General features: G+C 36.8%; 18 protein-coding genes, 1 pseudogene and 2 riboswitches. Of the genes and pseudogenes, 6 read left to right on the plus strand and 13 right to left on the minus strand.

Features of this window, described 5'->3' with window-relative positions; translation table 11 throughout:
• Positions 1-37 precede the first annotated feature (37 nt).
• The 5 genes and pseudogenes from MHI34_RS22300 to ribE (MHI34_RS22320) all read right to left on the minus strand — a co-directional run bounded on the left by MHI34_RS22300 (position 38) and on the right by ribE (MHI34_RS22320) (position 5,019).
• Positions 38-1,345, minus strand: coding sequence for an ATP-binding protein (locus tag MHI34_RS22300; protein WP_036118547.1), 1,308 nt, complete (start codon positions 1,343-1,345; stop codon positions 38-40).
• 321 nt (positions 1,346-1,666) lie between these two features.
• A complete protein-coding gene (locus tag MHI34_RS22305) occupies positions 1,667-3,109 on the minus strand; it encodes a spore germination protein (protein ID WP_080717029.1) in 1,443 nt (480 codons plus the stop codon).
• 134 nt (positions 3,110-3,243) lie between these two features.
• A complete protein-coding gene (gene ribE / locus MHI34_RS22310) occupies positions 3,244-3,711 on the minus strand; it encodes a 6,7-dimethyl-8-ribityllumazine synthase (protein ID WP_036118550.1) in 468 nt (155 codons plus the stop codon).
• Positions 3,712-3,765: 54 nt separating this feature from the next.
• Positions 3,766-4,356, minus strand: a pseudogene (gene ribB, locus MHI34_RS22315) (3,4-dihydroxy-2-butanone-4-phosphate synthase); the annotation flags it as partial.
• Positions 4,357-4,380: 24 nt separating this feature from the next.
• A complete protein-coding gene (gene ribE, locus MHI34_RS22320; RefSeq protein ID WP_036118553.1) occupies positions 4,381-5,019 on the minus strand; it encodes a riboflavin synthase in 639 nt (212 codons plus the stop codon).
• A gap of 230 nt (positions 5,020-5,249) precedes the next feature.
• A riboswitch (FMN riboswitch) is annotated at positions 5,250-5,375 on the minus strand.
• Between the two features lie 116 nt (positions 5,376-5,491).
• Positions 5,492-5,617, minus strand: a riboswitch (FMN riboswitch).
• 363 nt (positions 5,618-5,980) lie between these two features.
• On the opposite strand from ribE (MHI34_RS22320), the gene MHI34_RS22325 reads away from it, so the two are divergent.
• The 4 genes from MHI34_RS22325 (at position 5,981) to MHI34_RS22340 (ending at position 10,821) form a co-directional block, all read left to right on the plus strand.
• On the plus strand, positions 5,981-7,105 hold the full coding sequence (locus MHI34_RS22325) for a YibE/F family protein (RefSeq protein WP_051891584.1): 1,125 nt from the start codon (positions 5,981-5,983) through the stop codon (positions 7,103-7,105).
• On the plus strand, positions 7,102-7,878 hold the full coding sequence (locus MHI34_RS22330) for a YibE/F family protein (RefSeq protein ID WP_089933242.1): 777 nt from the start codon (positions 7,102-7,104) through the stop codon (positions 7,876-7,878). Before MHI34_RS22325 ends, MHI34_RS22330 begins: the two co-directional genes overlap by 4 nt.
• A gap of 361 nt (positions 7,879-8,239) precedes the next feature.
• Positions 8,240-9,625 carry a DHA2 family efflux MFS transporter permease subunit gene (locus tag MHI34_RS22335; protein WP_342503991.1) on the plus strand — a complete coding sequence of 462 codons (1,386 nt, stop codon included), beginning with the start codon at positions 8,240-8,242 and terminating at the stop codon, positions 9,623-9,625.
• 578 nt (positions 9,626-10,203) lie between these two features.
• Positions 10,204-10,821, plus strand: coding sequence for an HAD-IA family hydrolase (locus tag MHI34_RS22340; RefSeq protein ID WP_058844609.1), 618 nt, complete (start codon positions 10,204-10,206; stop codon positions 10,819-10,821).
• Positions 10,822-10,874: 53 nt separating this feature from the next.
• Here the strand turns inward: MHI34_RS22340 and MHI34_RS22345 are convergent, their stop codons facing one another.
• Together MHI34_RS22345 and MHI34_RS22350 are read right to left on the minus strand one after the other, a co-directional pair.
• Positions 10,875-11,699: a methyl-accepting chemotaxis protein gene (locus MHI34_RS22345; protein WP_342503992.1), complete on the minus strand. Its 825-nt coding sequence runs from the start codon at positions 11,697-11,699 to the stop codon at positions 10,875-10,877.
• A gap of 102 nt (positions 11,700-11,801) precedes the next feature.
• Positions 11,802-12,782, minus strand: a complete 981-nt coding sequence (locus tag MHI34_RS22350; protein ID WP_036118629.1) for a VanW family protein — start codon at positions 12,780-12,782, stop codon at positions 11,802-11,804.
• Between the two features lie 499 nt (positions 12,783-13,281).
• Here MHI34_RS22350 and MHI34_RS22355 point away from each other — a divergent pair, with 499 nt between their 5' ends.
• The gene (locus tag MHI34_RS22355; protein WP_340809786.1) at positions 13,282-14,160 is read left to right on the plus strand and encodes an RNA methyltransferase; all 879 of its coding nucleotides are present in this window, start codon (positions 13,282-13,284) and stop codon (positions 14,158-14,160) included.
• 385 nt (positions 14,161-14,545) lie between these two features.
• Here the strand turns inward: MHI34_RS22355 and safA are convergent, their stop codons facing one another.
• Positions 14,546-15,154: a SafA/ExsA family spore coat assembly protein gene (safA, locus tag MHI34_RS22360; RefSeq protein WP_058844606.1), complete on the minus strand. Its 609-nt coding sequence runs from the start codon at positions 15,152-15,154 to the stop codon at positions 14,546-14,548.
• A gap of 231 nt (positions 15,155-15,385) precedes the next feature.
• Positions 15,386-16,012: a hypothetical protein gene (locus MHI34_RS22365; protein WP_342503993.1), complete on the minus strand. Its 627-nt coding sequence runs from the start codon at positions 16,010-16,012 to the stop codon at positions 15,386-15,388.
• A gap of 162 nt (positions 16,013-16,174) precedes the next feature.
• Here MHI34_RS22365 and pgeF point away from each other — a divergent pair, with 162 nt between their 5' ends.
• Complete coding sequence (gene pgeF, locus MHI34_RS22370) at positions 16,175-16,939, plus strand: peptidoglycan editing factor PgeF (RefSeq protein WP_036118651.1); 765 nt, start codon at positions 16,175-16,177, stop codon at positions 16,937-16,939.
• A 35-nt stretch (positions 16,940-16,974) separates the two neighbouring features.
• Here pgeF and MHI34_RS22375 read toward each other — a convergent pair whose 3' ends face one another.
• The 4 genes from MHI34_RS22375 to MHI34_RS22390 all read right to left on the minus strand — a co-directional run bounded on the left by MHI34_RS22375 (position 16,975) and on the right by MHI34_RS22390 (position 22,114).
• Positions 16,975-18,084: a Ger(x)C family spore germination protein gene (locus MHI34_RS22375; RefSeq protein WP_036118653.1), complete on the minus strand. Its 1,110-nt coding sequence runs from the start codon at positions 18,082-18,084 to the stop codon at positions 16,975-16,977.
• The gene (locus tag MHI34_RS22380; RefSeq protein ID WP_051891585.1) at positions 18,081-19,169 is read right to left on the minus strand and encodes a GerAB/ArcD/ProY family transporter; all 1,089 of its coding nucleotides are present in this window, start codon (positions 19,167-19,169) and stop codon (positions 18,081-18,083) included. Before MHI34_RS22380 ends, MHI34_RS22375 begins: the two co-directional genes overlap by 4 nt.
• Before the next feature lie 25 nt (positions 19,170-19,194).
• Entirely contained in the window at positions 19,195-20,589 is a 1,395-nt protein-coding gene (locus MHI34_RS22385) for a spore germination protein (protein ID WP_051891586.1), read from the minus strand.
• 151 nt (positions 20,590-20,740) lie between these two features.
• Complete coding sequence (locus tag MHI34_RS22390; RefSeq protein ID WP_089933258.1) at positions 20,741-22,114, minus strand: amino acid permease; 1,374 nt, start codon at positions 22,112-22,114, stop codon at positions 20,741-20,743.
• Positions 22,115-22,199: the final 85 nt, after the last annotated feature.

Here is a 22,199-nt window from a genome sequence, read left to right on the forward strand (position 1 = left end):
AAAAAGCTCCCTACAATTTGTAGGAAGCTATTTTCAGTTATTTAATGGGAATATGGACAATAGCAGTTGTTTCTAAATGTTTCGATGAGTCGATTGAAATATGACCATTGTATTTATGGACAATTTCTTTCACAATAAATAACCCTTGTCCTCTTATGCGACCCTGCTCATGCCTTTTCGTTGAAAACCCTTGCTTAAATATGTGGTCAGCATCCACAATATTTGGCCCTGTATTAGTAATTTTAAATTCATACTGTACTTCATCAGCTGTACAGCAAATCATAATTTTACGTTGTCCTTCAGGTAATTCAACCGCAGCATCAATGGCATTATCAATTAAATTGGATAGAATCTTGATTAAATCTGTCGTTTTAATCTTATTAAAGTCATTTTGAGAAATGGTAAAGTCCATATCAATATTATGATTTTGAGCGGTTAATTTTTTCGTTTGTAATAAGATGGACAGACCTGGGTGGTCAATATTTAATTTTAAAGACTTAATCGCTTGAACTTCTTTAGATAGTGAAGACAAATATTGTTTTGCTTGCTCTGTTTTTTCTAATTGTAAAAGACCATGTAACACTTGAATATGATTAGTGAAATCATGACGTAATGATGATACCGAAGTAATCAAAGTTTTAATTTCTGCTTGATATGTGTCCTCTGTAGCGCCGACTTCTTTCGCTACCTCTTTTTGATACCATCGTTGTAAAAATAAAAAAGAACCAATGACAATTAAAATAAATACACCATTAAAAATAAAAATAAATAAATTGTCTTCAATGACTTTTCCCTTAATGCCATTTAATGTGTCTGCGCTGATATCAATGCCTAGATACCCAATAATTTTACCATTCTCATCTTTGATAGGTGTACCAACCGATAAATAAGAACCATGTACAGAATCATGAATCACCTCTGTAACATAGGTTTCACCTTTGTAGGCTTTTGCCACTTGCTTTGCTGGGACAGTACAAACCTCTCCTATATCAAAGCCTTTTTTCAGTTCATTTGGCAGCCCCATAATCATCGCACTTGATACTTCTGGATTATCCACCTTCAACGTATAAACAAACAATGCACCTAGTTTTACTCTGGCATCATTTAAATAGCTTCTTACTTCCCAATAATAATCATTCTTCTGTGGATTCTTCAAAAACTGCTGATAAGCAGCTGTATCAATAGAAGAAGCAATGGAGTTGGCAGCCTCTAAGCTTTGATTGGCAATTGACTCTTCAACGGTCTTTTTAATTTTCACATAGGATGTAATGATGTTTAAACTTGTAAACAAACATAATAAAAGCGTTGATAGAATTAATATTAGTTTTATTTTTCGATTTTTCATATAAAACGGGACTTCCTCACCTATAAATATTCTGGAATATCATTATATAATAATTAACTCTATTTTTTGTTTGTAAAGTGAACATTTCTTGATTATCCTACAGAAATGAAAACAGAAAATCCATTTTACTTGAACTCTACTAAAATTACACACCGTAACCAATAGTTTAATAATCCTTTACAAGAAAGTAAACTAAAAAGGTAACTAATAACATTTTATGTCTCATTTCCTATCCTATAAGCTAATGTAATACCTTCCTAAAGCAAAAGTCACAAAAAGATCAGGTACCTACTACAATACCTGATCTTCAATGAAATTTGTTTATTTTTTATTCGAAGTACGTGTTCGATCCTGTGGCTTTAAAAAGGAAGGTCGTCTACTGTAGCCCTTTGATGAAAGTCTTAATAATGATTTTTTTAGATTTTCCTTCTTCAAATGTGCACTAAAATTTAAATAGGGTACACCTAGCACACGCATATTCGCTGCGTATAAGATGATGAAAAATACTGCAATAAAAAAACCAAATAATCCAAAAAAGGCAGAGGCTATAATAATGATTAGTCGAAAAATACTCATGGCTGTTACAAATGATTGGTTAACCAATGTAAAAGCCGCAATACTCGAAATTGCAATGACAACAATCATTGAAGGGCTCGTAACGCCAGCTTTTATCGCTGCATCTCCGATAATTAAACCTCCCACAACACTAATTGATCCACTAATTGCACTCGGAAGACGTAAGTTGGCTTCACGAAACAATTCAAACATAAATAGCATCATTAGTATTTCAAGAATCGTTGGGAATGGCAATCCCGTTCTCGACTCAACAACTGTTGCTAGAAGAAGAAAAGGAAGTTGTTCTTGATGATACGTAGTCAGCGCAAGCCAAAAGCCTGGTGTTAGCATACTAATTAATATCCCAACAATACGAAGCAATCTTTCCATTGAACTGACAATGACAGGAAAATCATTATCCTCACCCGATTTAAAGAGCAACATTATATTCGTAGGTGTGATCAATGCGTAGGAAACACCATCAATCATTATTAGTATTCTTCCCCTAATTAATGCCTGCATAGCAAAATCCGGTCTCCCGGTATAATCATGCCTGGGCAGTACTTTGGCTGTTTGTTCAATTGCTTCCATCAATAAATCACCATTGACAACAATATCCGTATCAATCTTTTGTAATTGTAGACGGATTTGTTCTAGCATATTTAAATTCACAATGTCATCCATATAGAGTACCGCTACAGTGGTTTTGGAACGTCTCCCAATTTCTAATGTTTCTACACTAAAAGAATTAGTGGGCAAACGCTTTCTTAATAAAGCAATATTAATAAAAACATCTTCTATAAAGTCATCTCTTGGCCCTTTGACCACTAATTCTAGCGATGTTTCTCCGGGCTCTCGATTCGGTTTTTTAGAAATATCACTAGAAAATAGTAATTGATTTTCTTCAAAATACAATAATACATGCCCTTTATAGACTCTTGTTATGGCATCCTCTTGCGTTAAAACCTTTTGTAAATAGGGAATGTGTAAATGCTGGTCGATTTGTTCCTCTAACATGTCATCAGCGACATCACTTAATAAGGATTGGACTCGCTGAACAACTACCGTCTGAAGTATTTGTTCGTTGATCATTGCATCACAAGTTATCAAATGTACTGTATATTGCTGAAATTTATATTGTTGAAAAATCACATCAGCAGAGCGTTGAAATAGTGATTTCAACATTTTCAAATTGATCATTTGTTCCATTGATGAAATACTTCTCATCTCCTACTGAGCCATCTCCAGATTAGTACATTTATGAAAAACGATTACCTTCAATAAATACACTTAAGCATATTTTTCCCATGGATGTGCAAAATATTCAAAGAAACATTTGGTCATTATCCAATCATTTTCTTTAGATTAGCCATCTCAATGGCAGACATGGCAGCATCGTATCCTTTATTACCAGATTTTGTACCAGCACGTTCAATCGCCTGCTCAATATTTTCCGTCGTCACAATACCGAAAATAACAGGTACATTGGTTGATAACGATACATTGGCAATACCTTTTGCTGACTCATTACAAACATAATCATAGTGTGTTGTGGAGCCGCGAATAACCGTACCTAAACCAATAATGGCATCATAGTTCTTTGTTTCTGCTAGTTGTTTCGCAATAAAAGGAACTTCAAAAGCTCCTGGAACCCAAGCAACATCAATAGACGCTTCATCAACACCATGTCGTGTTAAGCCGTCCATTGCACCGTCCAATAATTTGCTTGTGATGAATTCATTAAATCGACCTACCACAACTGCAATTTTTAAACCCGTTCCAATTAATTGTGCTTCAAATGTTTGACCCATTGTTCTTTCTCCTTTTTAAATAGAAATTTTATTTTCAGTTGTCAGCAATTGACTGCGGTAAGCTACAAGTGCCTCTATTGATATCATTTTCAAGTCATGCTGTGCTGCGTACTTTATCAATTCCTCAAAGCGTAGCATATGACCATCATCGCCCATGATCTCGCAAATAACACCCACTGGCACGCTATGACAAAGTTTTGCCAAATCGACAGTCGCCTCCGTATGCCCTCTTCGCTCTAAAACACCATTATCCTTCGCAATGAGCGGAAAAACATGACCAGGTCGACGAAACTCAATCGGCTTCGCTTGCTTTTCAATCATTTTTTGTATCGTAAATGCTCGTTCATACGCACTAATTCCTGTCGTTGTATCCTCATGGTCGATACTTACGGTAAACGCTGTTTGGTGATTATCCGTATTGTGCTGAACCATCGGATGTAAATCTAGCTGTTGTGCAAGCTGCTGTGAAATCGGTGTACAAATTAATCCTCTACCATAGGTTGCCATAAAGTTTATAGTTGCTGGTGTCATGAATTCAGCGAGTGCCAGAAGATCTCCTTCATTTTCCCGATCCTCGTCATCAACCACTACAATCATTTTGCCTTGCTTTAAATCCTCAATGGCCTCTTCAATTGCATATAGCACTTTTGTCATCTCCTCGTTCAGTTGTTAAAAACCATGTTGTGCTAAGTAATCTCTCGTAATGGTTGGTGTTGCTTGCCCTTTTTTCAGGTGCTGTAAAATATATTTACCAACTAAATCTGTTTCGATATTCACAATCGCTCCAGCCTTCTTCATGCCTAATACGGTTTCTTTGTACGTATGGGGAATTAGTGAAATCGTGACACTGTTCGTGTCAACATGGAAAAGGGTTAAGCTTGTGCCATCAATCGTAATAGAACCCTTCGGAATGCAAAATTTGGTTAGTTCCTCTGACAATTCGATATCGATATAGACTGCGTTGGCTACTGGACGTTTGCGCAAAATTTTACCGACCCCATCCACATGCCCAGCAACAAAATGACCGCCAAATCGCCCATTAGCAGGCATGGCACGCTCTAAATTCACGGAATCCCCTACCACGAGCTGCTGTAAATTGGTTGCGTTGACTGTTTCAGGCATCACATCCATCGTAAGCGTCTGTTCCGTAAAATATGTCACCGTTAAACAAACACCATTAACCGCGATACTGTCTCCAAGCTTGACATCTTCTGCTATCTTGGCTGATTGAACTGTTATTTTCATACTGTCCCTATCGCTTTGCATGGCTTTTAAAATGCCAATATCCTCTACAAGCCCTGTAAACATTCCATCACCTACTTTTCATTGATTTAGGCTTCTATCCTTCACTTTTGAAGTCTTATCCATCAGTTTCGAAGGTCTATCCGTCACTTCTCTAGTTTTATCCGTCTCCTCCTTCTCTAGCTCTAGCTATCGATAAAAAACAAAAACCCCTTTCAGCAAAGGGGTTTGGGAGTAATAAGACATCAACAAATAAGCCTAATTGAAAACTATTTTTTCCATAGACTGTCATCTCATTTGTTCTTCTCCCATCCAGACTATAACTGTCGGTTTTGGATTTGCACCAAATCAGCTTGCGCTCACGGACTTTGAATTACTTCATCACCGCCGATTGGGAATTTCACCCTACCCCGAAGAACATCTTCTATTCGATTGGCACTAAATAAAAAAACTTCCCAACAAGCTTGTGGGAAGTAGTGTAATAAATGCATAGGAAAATAAACCTTCTAAATTACAATCAATTTAAAAAGCTCGCATTTTTACCCTTCTCCCATCCAGACTATAACTGTCGGTTTTGGATTTGCACCAAATCAGCTTGCGCTCACGGACTTTGAATTACTTCATCACCGCCGATCGGGAATTTCACCCTACCCTGAAGGATTTTTTATTTAGCTAATCTTACGATAACACTATTTTATTCTATTATCCATCCTTCTTTTTAAAAATTTTTCAAAAAGAATTATAGCAGATCAACAATGCATCCAGGTTTTTCGCGTTTGTGACGTCCGCCTGAGGCATTGAGGCAACATGCAATATTATTGCCACAGGAGGCGGCGTTTTTTGATGGTGTTATCAGGTGTTTAATCACTCGTCAGCAAGGGAGTCTTCAGCTTAATATAACAATGACTTGATAAATGTAAACGAAATCATTAAACTGATAACATTTAAACTGTGCATGGAACTTCCCTTTCACTAAAACGTTCCTTTACAAGTGACAATTCAGTCCAGCACTTTGGAGGTCATTTACTTGCTATTTTTTAAAAACATCCCATTGAAGCAAGGTATTTTCTATGCCTTATTAATGCTCTGCTGCGTGCTTTCGATTGTGTTCGTTCATCATAATGAATCATTTTATGATCGACCGATTGCTGAGGTGATAAAAGCTGATGTAGCAGAATCAGAACCAATGACAGATATGTATGATAATGATGATTATTTATTTACACAGCATATTACAGCCGTGATACAAAATGGACCACATAAAGGGCAATCCATCCATTTGACGAATGACTATTCCGCCTCTGGAGCTTTCGATCAAGAATACCGTGTGGGCAATGAAATCTTTGTCTCCATAGATAATCACGCATCACAGTCAGGGCTAACTGGGACCATTCTCGATTTAAAACGAGATCAAACCCTTCTCATGATTGCGTGGATTTTTATTTTTGTCTTACTCCTTATAGGAAAAAGACAAGGCTTGTTTTCCATCATTAGTTTAATTGTTAATGCATTGATTTTATCATTCGCGTTAGATTTATATGTGAAACATGGTAACCTGAGCTTGTTAGTCATCAGTGGTATTTGCGCTCTTCTATTTACGATCATTTCGTTGTTACTGATTAGCGGCTTGAACACGAAAACGTATGCAGCTATTGTGTCTACACTTTTAGGAACCGTTATGGCACTCATCATTAGCTCTGTCGTGATGTGGTTAACTGGTGAAAACGGTCTTCGCTATGAAGAAATGCAATTTTTAACACGCCCCTATCGTACAGTCTTTATGGCTGGCTTATTTATTGGCTCACTTGGGGCTGTCATGGATGTCTCTATTACGATGGCTTCTTCAATCTTTGCTTTATATGAACAAGACCCTACTATTTCTGTGAAGGCACTTAAATCTTCAGGGCATGAAATCGGGAAAGATATTATGGGCACCATTACGAGTATTTTGTTCTTTGCCTACCTTTGCGGCTCCATACCGATGGTTATTCTCTATTTGAAAAATTCTTCTACTTTAGGACTCACGCTGTCCTTGAATCTTTCTTTAGAATTAGCTCGCGCCTTAGCAGGTGGTATTGGGGTTGTCCTCACGATTCCGATCAGTCAGTATACTGCTCTATTTTTCATTAATCGAAAGAGGGTTCAAGAATGAATGTAATTGTGTTATTAGCTTTTATTTTATGTCTATTGATGGTCGCAATTGGCGGGAAGCAAGGTGTACGTTCGTTTCTTTCTTTATTCCTAAATTTCGGTGTGCTCTTTGTGACGATCTTTTTAATGACCAACCCTAAAAATAGCCCCATCATCTTAACGTTCGTTGCCTGTACAATTATTAGTTGTATTAGCCTTTTCTATATCAATAAAACAAACAGTAAAACCATTACAGCATTTATCTCTACTATGGTGACGATTGTTGTCTTACTTCTTTTTATTACATTTGTAACGAAAAAGTTGATGATTCAAGGATTTGGTGAAGAATCAACAGAAGAAATAAGCATCTTTTCCCTTTATATTGGTGTTGATTTTGTGCAGATTGGTGCCTCCGTCATTATTATGAGTACGATTGGAGCAATTATGGATGTCGCTATTTCCATTGCTACTTCCATGCATGAGATTTTTTATCGTAACCCTTCGATTAGTAGAAAGAAATTATTTACATCCGGCTTAAATATCGGGAGAGATATTTTAGGAACCGATACGAATACGTTATTCTTCGCTTTCTTTGGTGGCTATTTAAGCTTATTAATATGGTTCAAAGATCTCTCCTATTCGATTGGTGAAATCGTCAACTCCAAGGTTTTTAGTGCTGAAATGACGACTATTTTTTGTGCTGGCATCGGTATTGCACTGATTATTCCGATCGCCTCCTCCGTCAATGCCTATTACTTAATTCGAACACGTGAAAAAACCGAAAAGCTCTCATAAAAGAGTTCAGACCTATCACTCATTTGTGAGAGGTCTGGACAAATCTCCTCCTCTCCTTCAAAAAATGAATGCTATCTCAAAAAATGTGTCTAAATGATGAAATCGTATAGTAATCGCTCAAATTAGTACTTACATTTGAGAATTTTTTTTTGCTATAGTAAAAAACAGAGCAGTTAGTATCGCGGAGGTGTACTAGCTAAAAGGAATCATGATCGCTGATAATCGACATCACGATTATATCTTCATAGACTTTTTTATAATGCAGAACATGAAATAGTAGAAGCATCGCAACTTTATTTTTCCGAATATTCTGTTTTTATACATTCTATGAAAGTTGAACATTTTTGAAGGAGTTTTTACAGTGAATAAGGAAATAAAAACAGGTCCAATTATGGCTGCTCTCTTAGTAGCCGGCTTTGTAGGGCTATTTAGTGAGACAGCATTAAATATTGCACTAGGGGAACTTAGCCAACTTTTCAGCGTGGATGCCACAACTATCCAATGGCTAGCAACAGGCTATTTTCTCACATTAGGCATTTTAGTACCTGTTACAGGCATTTTAATGCAAAAATTTACCACTCGCCAAATGTTTATAATCTCTTTACTCTTTTCCATAATTGGTACCATACTTGCCGCTGTTGCACCAATCTTTGCTGTCTTACTTATAGCACGTGTTATTCAAGCTGCAGGTTTAGCGATTATATTACCATTAACGCAAAATGTGATTTTCACGATTTTTCCAGCTAATAAACGTGGTAGTGCTATGGGGATGATGGGTCTCGTCATTTTAGCAGGACCCGCTTTCGGCCCGACATTAGCAGGGATGATTTTAGACACGCTATCCTGGCACTGGATATTTTGGGTTACTGTCCCCTTCTTATTATTCTCGATCATTTTTGGTTTTATCTTTATTCCCAATGTGAATGAAAGAAAGCAGCTTGCTATAGATATATGGTCTATTATCTTATCTACGATTGGCTTTGGTGGCATCGTCTATGGTGTAAGTAGCGGTGGAGAATTGGGTTGGACAAGCATCAACGTACTTAGCACCATTTTACTAGGTGTAATTGCCTTATGTTTATTTGTGTTGCGTCAATCAAAAATGGACCATCCTATGTTAAATTTGAGAGCTTTCCAGTATCCAATGTTCGTATTGGGTCTTCTGATGAATATGATTACCTTCTTCAATATGCTGTCTATGCTAGTGGTGCTCCCGATGTATATGCAAACGGCACTTTTGGTATCGGCCTTTGTAACAGGTTTAATGATGCTCCCTGGTAGTCTACTAAACTGCCTATTAGCACCAACCATCGGTAAATACTTCGATAAATACGGGCCACGTGCAATCATTACCCCCGGAACCATACTTGTTGTGATTGGCTATGGACTTTATGCTTTAAATGGTACCGAAACAGCTACTTGGGCATTAGTGTTAACACATATCATCATGATGCTTGGGATTGGTATGGTATTAGCCTCTGTCCAAACGAATACGCTCAATGCTTTGCCAAGACAATATTTTCCTGATGGTATTGCGATTACACAAACCTCTCAACAAGTATCAGGTGCCATAGGCATTGCTGTAATGGTCTCGTTGTTCTCAGCTAAGCAACAGCAATTCTTAACTGACAGTACAACTAATGCTCTAGAAGCGGCGGCTTCAGGCTCTGCATTTGTCTTTACAATCAGTTTTGCTCTGGCAATCATCAATGTCATACTCTCTTTCTTTTTGAAAAAAACTCAATAATTTTAGTATAGAAGGGAGGTGTCTCGAAGGAATTTTAAGGCATCTCCTTTTGTTATGTCATTTCCGTTGCAATCGCAGTATTTTCTGATAATATTTACCATAAGATGTTTACGTACGCTCAAAATAGTTGTTGTTTCATGATGCACTACACTAGGTCGCCCATCCTATGTCATATCTTTAAACATCAATTACGCCTTTGACGTAATTGCCGCTGATTCTGCATTTTCGCGCAGATCAACTTTGCGCCCCGTTTTTTCGAGCTGATGAGTAGAATGTTAACCTCAGACCATCACGTCCTGTGACAGTTAACTGACTTGCATCGTGCAGGTCAACTTCAAAATCAGTGACTTCCGCCGAGGCTTCGGGTTAACATGATGATGATTACTCAGATATGGCACAGGATGTGGCATTCTTAGCCTGAGTTCAGCTTTTTTAGCGGGCATTTGAACACCCATTGGAGAAAACAACACAAATATTTTTCTTTCTCTAAAGTACTGCTTCACTTTTGGTACAAAAAACACTTGCTGAATTAAGATAAAACGTCAATTACAACGAGATGGAAAAGGAGAAAATTGGCAATGAAGCATATTATCTTTGATTTTGATGGAACACTGGCAGATTCAACCGCAGTGTTTGCATCAGCATGGAATACATTAGCGCAAAAATATAAATTTAAAGGCATCGAATTAAAGGAAATTGATACACTGAAAAAATTATCGATTTCTGAACGCAGTAAATTATTTGATTTCCCAATGTATAAATTGCCCATGATTTTACCGCAATTTTATAAATTGTATCGTCAATCATTAAATGATGTTCATCTTTTTGATGGAATGAAGGAAGTCCTGATGGAAATTGATAAGAGAGGCTATAAAATCATTATTATTTCCTCTAATTCTAAGGAAAATATTTTAGCATTTCTTAAAATGAACGGTATTCACTGTGTAGCAGATGTTCTTTGCTCCAATCGAATTTTTGGCAAGGATAAAGTGATGAAAAAGTTTTTAAAGGACTCAAATGTCAACTCAGCTGACGTGTTATATATTGGGGATGAACAAAGGGATATCGTGGCTTGTAAGAAAGCAGGTGTCCCGATTGTATGGGTAGAATGGGGCTATGATGCCATAGAGGTCGTGCAAAACGAAAATCCTGAATATAAGGTCGCTACACCACAGGAAATTTTAGAGATTATTTAATTATGGGGAAGGATAATAGCATGTTACCTGTCTATTATCCTTTTTTTATATTATTATCCTTTCATCTCACTAATCTGCATGAGCTTTTCTGCCGTGCTATTAACCCCTTTATAGGCATCTGTTAATTCATGCATACTCGCAGCAAATTGCTGTGTAAACGCAGAAATTTGATTTGCTGACGCATTGACTTGATCGATGGATTGTTTAATATTTTCTAGTTGCACTGTAATGCTATCAGCACTTTCTGTACTGCTTTGGGACATTTTTTGTATTTCTGAAGCAACCACGGCAAAGCCACGACCATGCTCACCTGAACGTGCTGCTTCAATGGATGCATTCAAGCCGAGAATTTTGGATTTCATAGCCAAATCCTTTACTAAATTCACAATGTCATTAATCTGCTTAATATCACTTGCCATCGATTCCGAGAAGTTCGATAATTCCTCTAAACGATTGGACACATCCATACTGGAAGTGGCTAATCCTTCATTGGTAGCCGTCATTTCTTCAACAGCACTTGAAAGCTCAGTTGCCAACAAGCGCATACTATCCATTTTTTCATTGGAAATAATGGCACTTACTACACCAATTACCTGACCTCCGTCAAAAATAGGCTGTGCAGAGGCAATGTATGCCATGCCAAACCCTTCCGCCCCGCGCTCTTCTTTCACAAAGCGGCCTGAGCTTAAGGCTATTTCCGTTGCAGTCCCTCGATATTTATGTACTGGTTCACCAATCCCTACTTTTAAATCAACACGTTTCCCCGGTTTATAGGCAAGAACTTTCTCTCTATCTGCCACGATGACACAAGCATCCTCTGGATAAGTTGCTTGGTATAAATCAATCGAATCAATCGCTGCCTGTAGTTTTGGATGCATTGTCTTCCCCCTTCTCCCAAAGCTTTTGTAAAATATCTCAATTTAACTATATCATGTCACTTAAAAAAAGACACCACCGTCCAGTGGTGTCTTGTCATGCCATTATGACTTTGTCAATTTTTCTACATATTTCGCTGCCGTTCTGATTTCAATTGTTAGAAAATCATTGCCATAGGTAGCCTTTATTAAAAATGGTACATCATTCGTGTTTTGGAACCTAAAGTCTAAACTGCCGTAGGAAACAGTAGCATCTCTTCCTTTAGGTACATACCCCACATCTAAGGAATGGTGATGACGTTCCACATAGTTAATTGGAATTTGATCGACAGCATTAAACAGGGTTGAAGACGTTTGACAGATTCCACCGCCAATCCCCATGACTACCTTCTTATTAATAATTTCCGGTGCAGGTTGATAGCCATTCGCTTCATCCCTCGGACCCACAATCGTATTAAAAGAAAAATAATCACCACTACCTACAATGACATTATTGATTGCCCTAGCCGACAGCTCGATGTTTTTATTTCTTCCACTATCTGTGCTATTGAAATATGTCGTATAGGATGCAACAACGACATCCTCTAATAAAGGAAGATCCTCTAAATAATAGCCACTTTCTGTTACATAGAGCGGCATTTCCACTTGACCACCCGTCGTTGAAGCCTCTAGAATTCGCTCTACTAATTCGCTTTCTTTTAAAATAGTTTGCGGTCTTCCTTTGATTACTTGCCCTTCTTCTCCCAATCGATCGAGCACCATTCGTTGATCATAGCCAGTCATTGTGTCTGTTCCTCTCGCCAATTCCTTTGCTAATTGTTCTAGCTGCTGGTAATAAGCTTGCGGATCTGTGTCAAAGCCAAATTCCTTAGGAGAGATTGTTTGAACCATCTGCTGTGTTACGGGATCAATAAGCTCTACAATAGGCTCAATTGGGTGCTCTTGTTCATACGTAACAGACTGCTGAGCTTCTTCATGTTGTTGAATTTCTTGTTCTAGCTTGTTATCGTTTGCCGCTTTGTCCTGACATCCTACTAGCCCAAGCGTACAGATAATGCCGCATATAGCCAGCCACTTCTTTCTCAACCATAAACACCTACCTCTATCTTCATACTACAGAGACATCTTATTCGTAAATTGCTCATAGTGTGTTGTTTTTTGATGATTTTTATTTGTCAATACTGCAAAAACACACTATATGAAGACCACTATTACCTGTGAAATTTTATGATTGAATAAACCTTTAGACGATAGAGGATTGTAAGTACTATTTGGTGCAGCTATTTTCTCTTCGCTATCTTAATTTAGATAAGATTATTCCGCATGAATCATTTATACAGCCTAAAAACATTATTTCTCAAAGAAATAAAATGGCAAATAAGGCTAAAGTTTAGTAGAATGATTCTTTAGATTAAAATAAATGACTAAATTTTGTTTTATATTAAAACACTACTTATAACTACATTTCCCATAAATAAAATCTGGAATTTAAAGGAAGAAAAATAAATTGACTAATGATTTAAAAATACGTGATAAGTATATCTACACTTATATTCATCATATTGATGAATATGATTTATGTAGAATGGAGATGCGCTCATTTTTTGGAAAAGATTCTGACTCAAACTATTTAATTAGCGATGTTAAAATTGATCCAAGCCGTAGCCCATTTATTGAAGAGAGACTTGAGATATTATATGAAGAGAATGATTTAGACGTATTAAAGGATCGTCTTAAGCATTTCAATGTAGGAGAAAACACTTACAAAGTAATTAGTTTAAATAAAATGGTCATAAATACTACTAATAAGATAAACCATGCAGAGCGTCGTAAAATTGAAAGAGAAATTGGATTGTCGATTAACGGAGAACCAGATTTAGACAATCCAGAAATTATCTTGGGGATTATTACGTTAGACGGTCGTTGGTATTTTGGTAACTATACAAAAAGTGAACCCATTTGGCTTAAACATAAACAGAAGCCACACAATTATTCAACCGCATTGAGCACAAGAGTTGCTCGTGCTATTACTAATATTGCAGTTCCACATATAGAAAATGTACGTGCTATCGATCCCTGTTGTGGAATAGGAACTGTCATAATAGAGGGACTTTCAATGGGAATTGATATTGAAGGTCGAGACATTAATTATCATGTATGTCAGGGTTCCAGAAGTAATATCACTTATTTCGGACTAGAAGGTAAAATTACACTAGGACCGATTTCAGAGGTAACGGAGCACTATGATGTAGCGATTGTTGATTTACCATATAACTTATTTACTCACGCATCAAGGGAAGAACAAAGTGAGATACTAAAGCACGCTCGACGAATTTCAGATAAAATTATTATTGCCACAATTGATACGATTGATGACTTAATTGAAGAAGCTGGATTCGAGATAGTTGACCGATGTATTGCTAAAAAACAGTCTTTTTTACGTCAAATTATTTTATGTAAATGAGAAACACCTATATGGTGAAGGACAATAAAATAATGTTAACCCTGTCCTAATTTTAGAACAGGGTTAACATATTGTTCTGCAACTTTTAATATAGAATCTTAACTGAAAACCCTCGTCCATTCTAATTTATAGAGAAATCATCGGAATTTTAATTACTAACTTTCAGCCGTATCGCATGAAAAGTTATTTCTACTAATTAGCACGGCCTATTGTCGATAAGCAAGATGAATTCCCGTGAAGAAAGGGAAATTACTCGCGAAGCAACAGAAATGACGTTCAAAGTTTACGTAAAAAAAGAGCATCTACTAGCTATCAAATGAGCCAGTAGATGCTCTATCATTTTTAACTCTTGTAAAAAAGCTCAAGTACAGAACAGTGTCCTATTTTATTTTTGAATAAACATTTGTGTCCAATAATGACCATCCTGCACATAGCCTACACCGATATGGGTATAGCTTTTATTGAGAATATTGGCACGATGTCCTGCACTGTTCATCCAAGCTGTTACAACTTCTTGAGCCGAGCGTTGACCTTTTGCAATATTTTCACCAGCAGCTTTATACGTAATACCAAAGTTTTTCATCATGGTAAAAGGTGTGCCATATGTTGGGCTTGTATGGTCAAAGTACTGTTTATCATGCATATCTTGAGATTTATATTTGGCTACTCGGGATAGCTCCCAATTTTCCTGTAATGCTGGCAGACCTGCTTTGGCGCGTTCTGCATTAACAAGTTTAACAACCTCTTGCTCAACCGTGGCCTGTTCCTTTACAGGGATATTGATTTTTTGCCCAGGGGAAATTTGATTCGGATTGGCAAGCTGTGGGTTGGCATCTATTAATTCTTGTACGCCTGTCTCAGTTTTCAACGCTATTTTCCAAAGTGTGTCACCAGATGTCACTGTATAGGATTCAGCTGCCATTGCCGCTGCTGGTACTAATAATGAAGCTGCAATTACTGAAGCGAGTGTTGCTTTTTTTATTTTTTTGAACATGTTCATCATCCTTCCTGTTTGCTCTACTATTATCGTAAATAGTTTCAGAGCCATAATCATCACAAAATATTTGGAAGGATTTTTACAATTGTATGACATCGACACAACACAAACGAACAAAACCCTTTATTACGCTATTTTGCATCATATGCTTTGTCATCAAGTTGCAATCTTTTTGTAATTGGCATACATTACTAATACATTCAGCTATTTAAAATTTCATAAAATATCCTATTTTGCTAATTGTTTACTTTTTAATCGATAAATTAGTAGAATATAGAGCCCATCATAAAAGAGCGTTGCCATGGAAATAATGGTAATCAATGGCGTACGGAAGTAGAGATAAAAGCCCACCGCAGCAAACAATGTACCTACCATTTTACAGACGGCAATTCCCATTGATTGACCGGCTAAGTTCCCTCTTTGCAACAATAAAGCGATAAATAACCCTGACATCATAAGATTTTGGAAAAATGCTGTGTACTTCCCTTCAAAATCCCGAAACTCATAGACGATGCCAAAAATCATCAACATGCTGAAAAGTAACGTAACCAAAAAGGAGCCATACAATATTTTTTTAGTAAGTATCCTACGATATTCACTTGGCGCATAGCGTAAAAACTGCATTAAAATAAAGATATCCAATACAAGCCAAATGAGTGTAATGTATCGTTGGAGATCATTTTGTGGGTAAATAAAAGCAAAGATAAACTCCCATGAAATATTGGCACAAATAGCGGCCATAGGCATTCCATATTTTTTATCTTGCCACCCTTTATAAATCACGAGTATGTATGTAATTATCCAAAACAGACCCATTCCTAATTGGCAAATTAATAATAGGTTTAGTTCAGTCAATGTTCGCTCTCTCCCCTATATAGTATTCCTCCTACTATATGTGAGGAAAACGATTCATTATGTCTAAAAGTTTAATAGAAGGGTAAAGGGGTAGCTAAATATCAAATAGATGCAACCTATACATTCCATAAGTAATCCTATATAGTAAAACGAGGTGATTGAATGAAAACAAAAATTTATGTGGATAATGAACAATTTATCGCTGGGACTACCTTGAAAGATGATATGGAACTAGAGCAAAACAATATGGCTTTGCATATTTGTGATAATGTTCAAGCTATCATCGACAATCGGCAGCATTTAGCCGCTACGTTGAACTGTGATTTGCAGCATTTTATTTGCACCGAGCAAACACATAGTGCGAACTTTCATAAAGTCACATTAGCTGATAAAGGGCGAGGTGCTGAGCAAATCGATACAGCAGTTAAAAATACCGATGCCCTTTATACCATAGAGCCGAATTTATTATTATGTAGTTTTACGGCTGATTGCGTTCCCGTTATTTTTTATAATGCTGTGAACGGACTAGTTGGCGTTATTCATTCAGGTTGGCAAGGAACTGTCAAAGAAATAACGCCCAAATTGTTTGAGCATCTGATGAATGAAGAACAATGTCGACCAGAGGATTTTCATGTCCAAATTGGTATGGCGCTGAGTCAGCAAAAGTTTGAGGTGGACGCAGATGTCTACGAAAAGTTTCACAGCCTTGGTTATGCGGAAGACTTTATGTACTACAATGCAGAAACGAATAAATATCATATTGATAATCAGCAAACAGTAAAAAAACAATGTGAGCTTGCTGGTATTCCAGCTGACCAAATTCAAATTGATGAAACTTGTACGTTCCTTAGCCCAAATGGCTTTTCCTACCGTCAGGACAAACAGGCAGGAAGACATTTAAGCTTTATTATGCGGAAAACATCCTAATAGCAAAGGCCAATTCTTGACGAATTGGCCTCCATTTATTTTAATGTACCTGTACTAATAATGGACGTTTCTACATGGACTTTAACGTCTAATTTACTAATAAGCGCCCTCGTTTTTTTCGTCGTCCATTTCCCATGATAGTACATTCTAAATTCCTCACTTAAGCCAGCTGGGTCCACCTCTGCTTTATTTAATCGCTCTAAAAAATCACCAATATCCTGTTCAAGCTGTTTATTCACATCTTTTTCTAAATTACTAATGCTTTCAACTGTAAACAAATGAGATTCTCTTTTACCCTTATACTCGCTTAATGTACCCTTGATTGTTAAGAAAATCGTTAATTTTGGTGAATTCACGTTTTGATTACTCTCTTTTTTTACACTGCTCTCAATTAAATCAATCATGAGTTTCTCTTCCCCATGCCCTGCGTTTAAGTCTAAGTGTAACGGAGCAAGATTTTTCCGTCCATTCAAAGCTTGAATCACCAGTGCTTCCTCTGGTTTAATCAGTTCATGCATATGATTTCCTTTGAAAATTGCAACACCTTCCACCTCTAATTTATCTCCTCGCTTTTCAATATAAGGTAAAATGGTATCAATTACTGGATTCGTAATTGTATACATAAAATCATGGATATTGGTGTTTGGATTAAAGGCTGTATTAATACTAGGTTCTAATAGATCATTTAAATAAAAGTTAATATTAGGTTTATCAGGATAATCTCCCTTTAGAATAGCTTCTGCGTTATCTTTTACAACAGCGATGAGCACTTTATTTCCCACCTCTGCATTGCGATATAAATGCTGAATAATCTTTCTGACATTTCCTTTTCGTGCAAAATCCTCATTGACTAATACCACACGTAATTGATTGAAAACAATCTTTTTATCTGATTGTTTTTCTATTTTGACTATGCCACTGGACACTAGATCTGTCGTAATGGAAAAATTTTGCGTATCCTGCTCTGCCTCTGGAGAGTATTGAGGAATAGCCACTGTAAGCCTCATCTCATTTTCATCAATGTAATCAAATGCCATCGAATCAACCATGCCAATATCCTCTAACGGCACTTTTAGTTCTTTTCGAGAACAGCCCACAAGTAAAATTAAAACAATCAAACTGAGTATACATAGACGTGTTTTCATACTTGCACCTGCTTTTTCCTAAATAAGTAGATCATGATTAAAAATAGTGGCCATATAATTAAGATATAACCTATATAGTTACTTGCCAAAAATAGTTTATCCTGAACTTCTCTGGAAACAGGCATTTTAATAATGACAAAGATCAGACAGGTAATCATATATAAGTAATAATTCTTCTTTTTTTTAGGTAACGGAAATAATGCATGGGCACCTTGTTTCGCACACCATACATAAGCAGTCATAGAAGTTAAAATCAGAAATACCCAAAGTGTAATACCAATAATATCAATACGCTCTATAAAGGTAAATTCCCCTGCTTTAAATAAATTCAACACCGAAAACTCTACATTTTTCAATTGCCATTCCGAATAATACATCACACTAATAAGCGTTGTGATAAAACATAAAAAAACACTAATCCAAACGCCTAATAAGGAATGACGAAAAGCCTTCTTTTTATCAATGATAAAAGGAAAATAAAATACAATTAATTCATATCCAAGAAATGAAAAATAGCCTTGCTTGAATGCTGCATAAAATTCTTTAGTCGTAAAATTAAAGAGAGGAAGAAAATGACTTACACTCCCTTTTTCAATCGCCCACCGTGTAAAATAGAACATCCAAATCGTAATAAAAAATGTCATGATACAAAATCTTGCAATTGATTTTATACCGCCATTTACGATGTAAATAAGCAAAAGTAAAAAGCAAAGTACAGGTAATGTAATCGTTTGTTCCTGTAACGCTGTACTTTGTATTAAATGCATATAGTTACTTATAATCCCTGCACTAAAAACAGTACATTGTAAAATGATGAAAAAATTGATGGCTTTCCCAATATATTTGCCTAAAAGTATTTCGTTCATCTTAAATAAATCATCATTAGGAAATTTCGAACACAGCCATACCATTGCAAACAGTGTAAGAGTCGCTATCAGACCATATAAAAGCGGCATAAATGTTTGAGAATATCCCATAGAACTTAATTTTTGAGGTAGTGAAAGGATACCCGTACCAAGCATTACACTTTGAGCTAAAAAAATGACATGATAGCGATTTAATACTTTGCCTTTCGTTGTACTCAAAGTTGACCACCTCATTCTTCTAGTTCTATTTTTTCTGTGCTTTTGAAAGACCTGATTTACTTTTTAGGTATTTAGTTGGAAATCGGATGACACCATCCAATAAATCGCTTGGCTTTCTAGGAATAGCGGGTGTCATATAATGCGTTCCTAAAGATTTTAAACTTAATAAATGATGAATTAACCAGGCAAAGGCGAGCATCTGGCCAAATAAGCCAAAGAGTCCTGCTGATAAGATAAAAATATAGCGCACAAAACGGCTAGTATTACTCATTAAGAAAATCGGCGGTAGGAACGATAATAAGGCCGATGTCGCGACTAGCACGATGAGAATATTACTGAGTAACCCCGCTTCTACAGCAGCAGTCCCAATGACAATACCTCCTACGATACCAATTGTTTGACCGACTTTGGCAGGCATTCGAGAACCCGCTTCTCGTAACACTTCAATAATCAGCTCGATAAATAGCACTTCAATCAGCGGTGGAAATGGTACTTTACTCCTCGACTCTTGAAGATTTAATAATAATTCATAGGGCAATATTTCTGGATGAAAGGTTAGAGCTGATATATACATGGGGGTAATCATAATTGTTAGGAAAAAACCAAAAAAGCGTAACATCCTTAGTAAAGTTGCCGTTGTCCATCGGTTGTAATAATCTTCAATCGACACAAACATTTCAAAAAAAGACGTAGGACAAACAATTGCTAACTGACTATTATCCATAAAAACGACGATTCTACCATCTAGAAGATAACGGCAAATACTATCTGGACGAACTGTCATATAATATTGCGGAAAGGGTGATAAAGGATTATCCTCAATTAATTGCTTCAGCACAGATATATCCGTAAATAATGGATAATCTACTTGATCTATCCGATTTCTTAAATCCTCTAAATTTTTATGACTCACAATATTATCCATATACATAATCGAGATTTTAATATTGGCTTCAGACCCGACAACACGGTTTTCGTTTTTAAGCATAGCGCTTTGTATGCGTCTTCTCACCAATGAAATATTTGTTTCTAATGATTCTGTAAATGCATCCTGTGGACCGATTACTGTGGACTCCGTTTCAGTATCTGTAATGGCCCTTGTCGGTGCACTATACGTATCCACGCTTAACAACGCATTCGTTTCATGAAAAAAAAGGAGGGTTTGCCCAGCATTCAATTTTTTAACGGCTCCCTGGACATCCTTTGGGTCCACATATTGAGCGATTTGATGAATTTGTTTTAAATTATTAGCCAACGGAATCGTCACCATGGTTTGTAAGGTCATTTTTTCAATGAGCGAGGAGAAATAAATGACCGTGACATCTCCCTCTTCTGTCGCCACCATTTTCAGTTTTACATCATCAATTTCGTTGATCTCCTGCGTCAATTTAGCTACAATTTGTTCCGGTATCTCGTTCATTTCTTTCAACCCCTTTAATTCCGATGAATACCAGTCATTGTCATTCATTTTTTAGTAGTTTGGCTTTTATCCGTTCATTTATGTAAAAATTGTGCTAGTAAAAATAGACAGAAAAAAGGATGCATCTCACGTTGAGATACATCCCTCTAGCTTATTCTATAGAATCTTTACTGTAGCGGTTTTTGCCAATCCCAAACACATAGTAGCTAATTGTTACGAGGATTAGGAAAATAATACCGACAATTAATGATATACGTGTATCATCATTAATCCACATACCAACTAATACCATGATTAAAAAGATAATCGTTACATAGTTTGTAATGGGTGCGAAAGGCATTTTGAAAGGATGCTTAGCCAGTTGCGCACCCTTCTCTTTTCTAAAGCGAATTTGACTGATTAAAATGATAAACCATGGAATCATTCCTGGTAAAACACTCGCACTATATATATAAACAAATAAATTTTCAGGAGCAATATAGCTTAGGATGACACCAATGAATAGCCCGACTAACACACCTGCTGTTCCAAATAAAGGTACGCCATTCCTTGAAAGCTTGGCGAAAAATTTTGGTGCTTGTCCATTCATCGCAAGAGTATATAACATACGTCCAGCGCTATAAATCCCACTGTTACAGCCTGACATAGCTGCTGTGATTACAACAAAATTAATGATACCTGCGGCAGCTGTAATACCTACTTTAGCAAATGTCGCCACAAATGGACTACCTATTGTCCCAAGTTCATCCCAAGGATACACCGTCACAATGACAAAGATTGCACCGATATAGAAAATCAAAATACGCCAAATGATACTTTGAATGGCATTAGTAATTGTTTTTTGTGGATTTTTTGCTTCTCCAGCCGTAATCCCGATAAGCTCTACCCCTTGATATGCAGCAACAACTAAAGATAAGGCAAAGAAGAAGCCTGTCCAGCCACCTGTAAAGAAGCCACCGTGACTCCACAAATTAGATAAACCAATGGCGATACCGTCATTGCCAAAGCCAAAGAAGATCAGTCCTACACCTGCTACAATCATTAAAATGATCGTGACAATTTTAATCATCGCAAACCAAAATTCAAATTCCCCAAATGATTTGACAGAAATAAAGTTCGCCAAACCTAAAATAATCATCGCAATAAGACCTGGTATCCACGCTGGTAATTCTGGATACCAGTATTGCATATACGTTCCGACTGCTATAATTTCAGACATCCCAACAATAACCCATTGGAACCAGTTACTCCACGCTGTTAAATACCCCGCTAAAGGATGGATATATTTATAGCCAAACGTTGCAAAAGAGCCTGTACTCGGCTCCATATAAAGCATCTCACCCATTGCCCTCATAATGAAAAAAATAAAAATACCTGCAATACCATAGGCAAGGAGTACAGAAGGTCCCGTCCATTGAATTGCACTGGCCGAGCCCATAAATAGCCCTACACCAATCGTACCGCCAAGTGCAATCATTTGGATATGACGTGCTTCTAATCCTCGTTTTAATTCCTTATTGGCCACTCGTTAACGCCTCTTTTCTGATGTTCTCTCTACGTTGAATACCTTTAAAATCATAATCAATTTTTCTAAAAAAGACAAATGTATT

The organism is Lysinibacillus sp. FSL L8-0126, assembly GCF_038630385.1.
In the GTDB taxonomy this organism is placed as follows: Bacteria; Bacillota; Bacilli; order Bacillales_A; family Planococcaceae; genus Lysinibacillus; species Lysinibacillus fusiformis_D.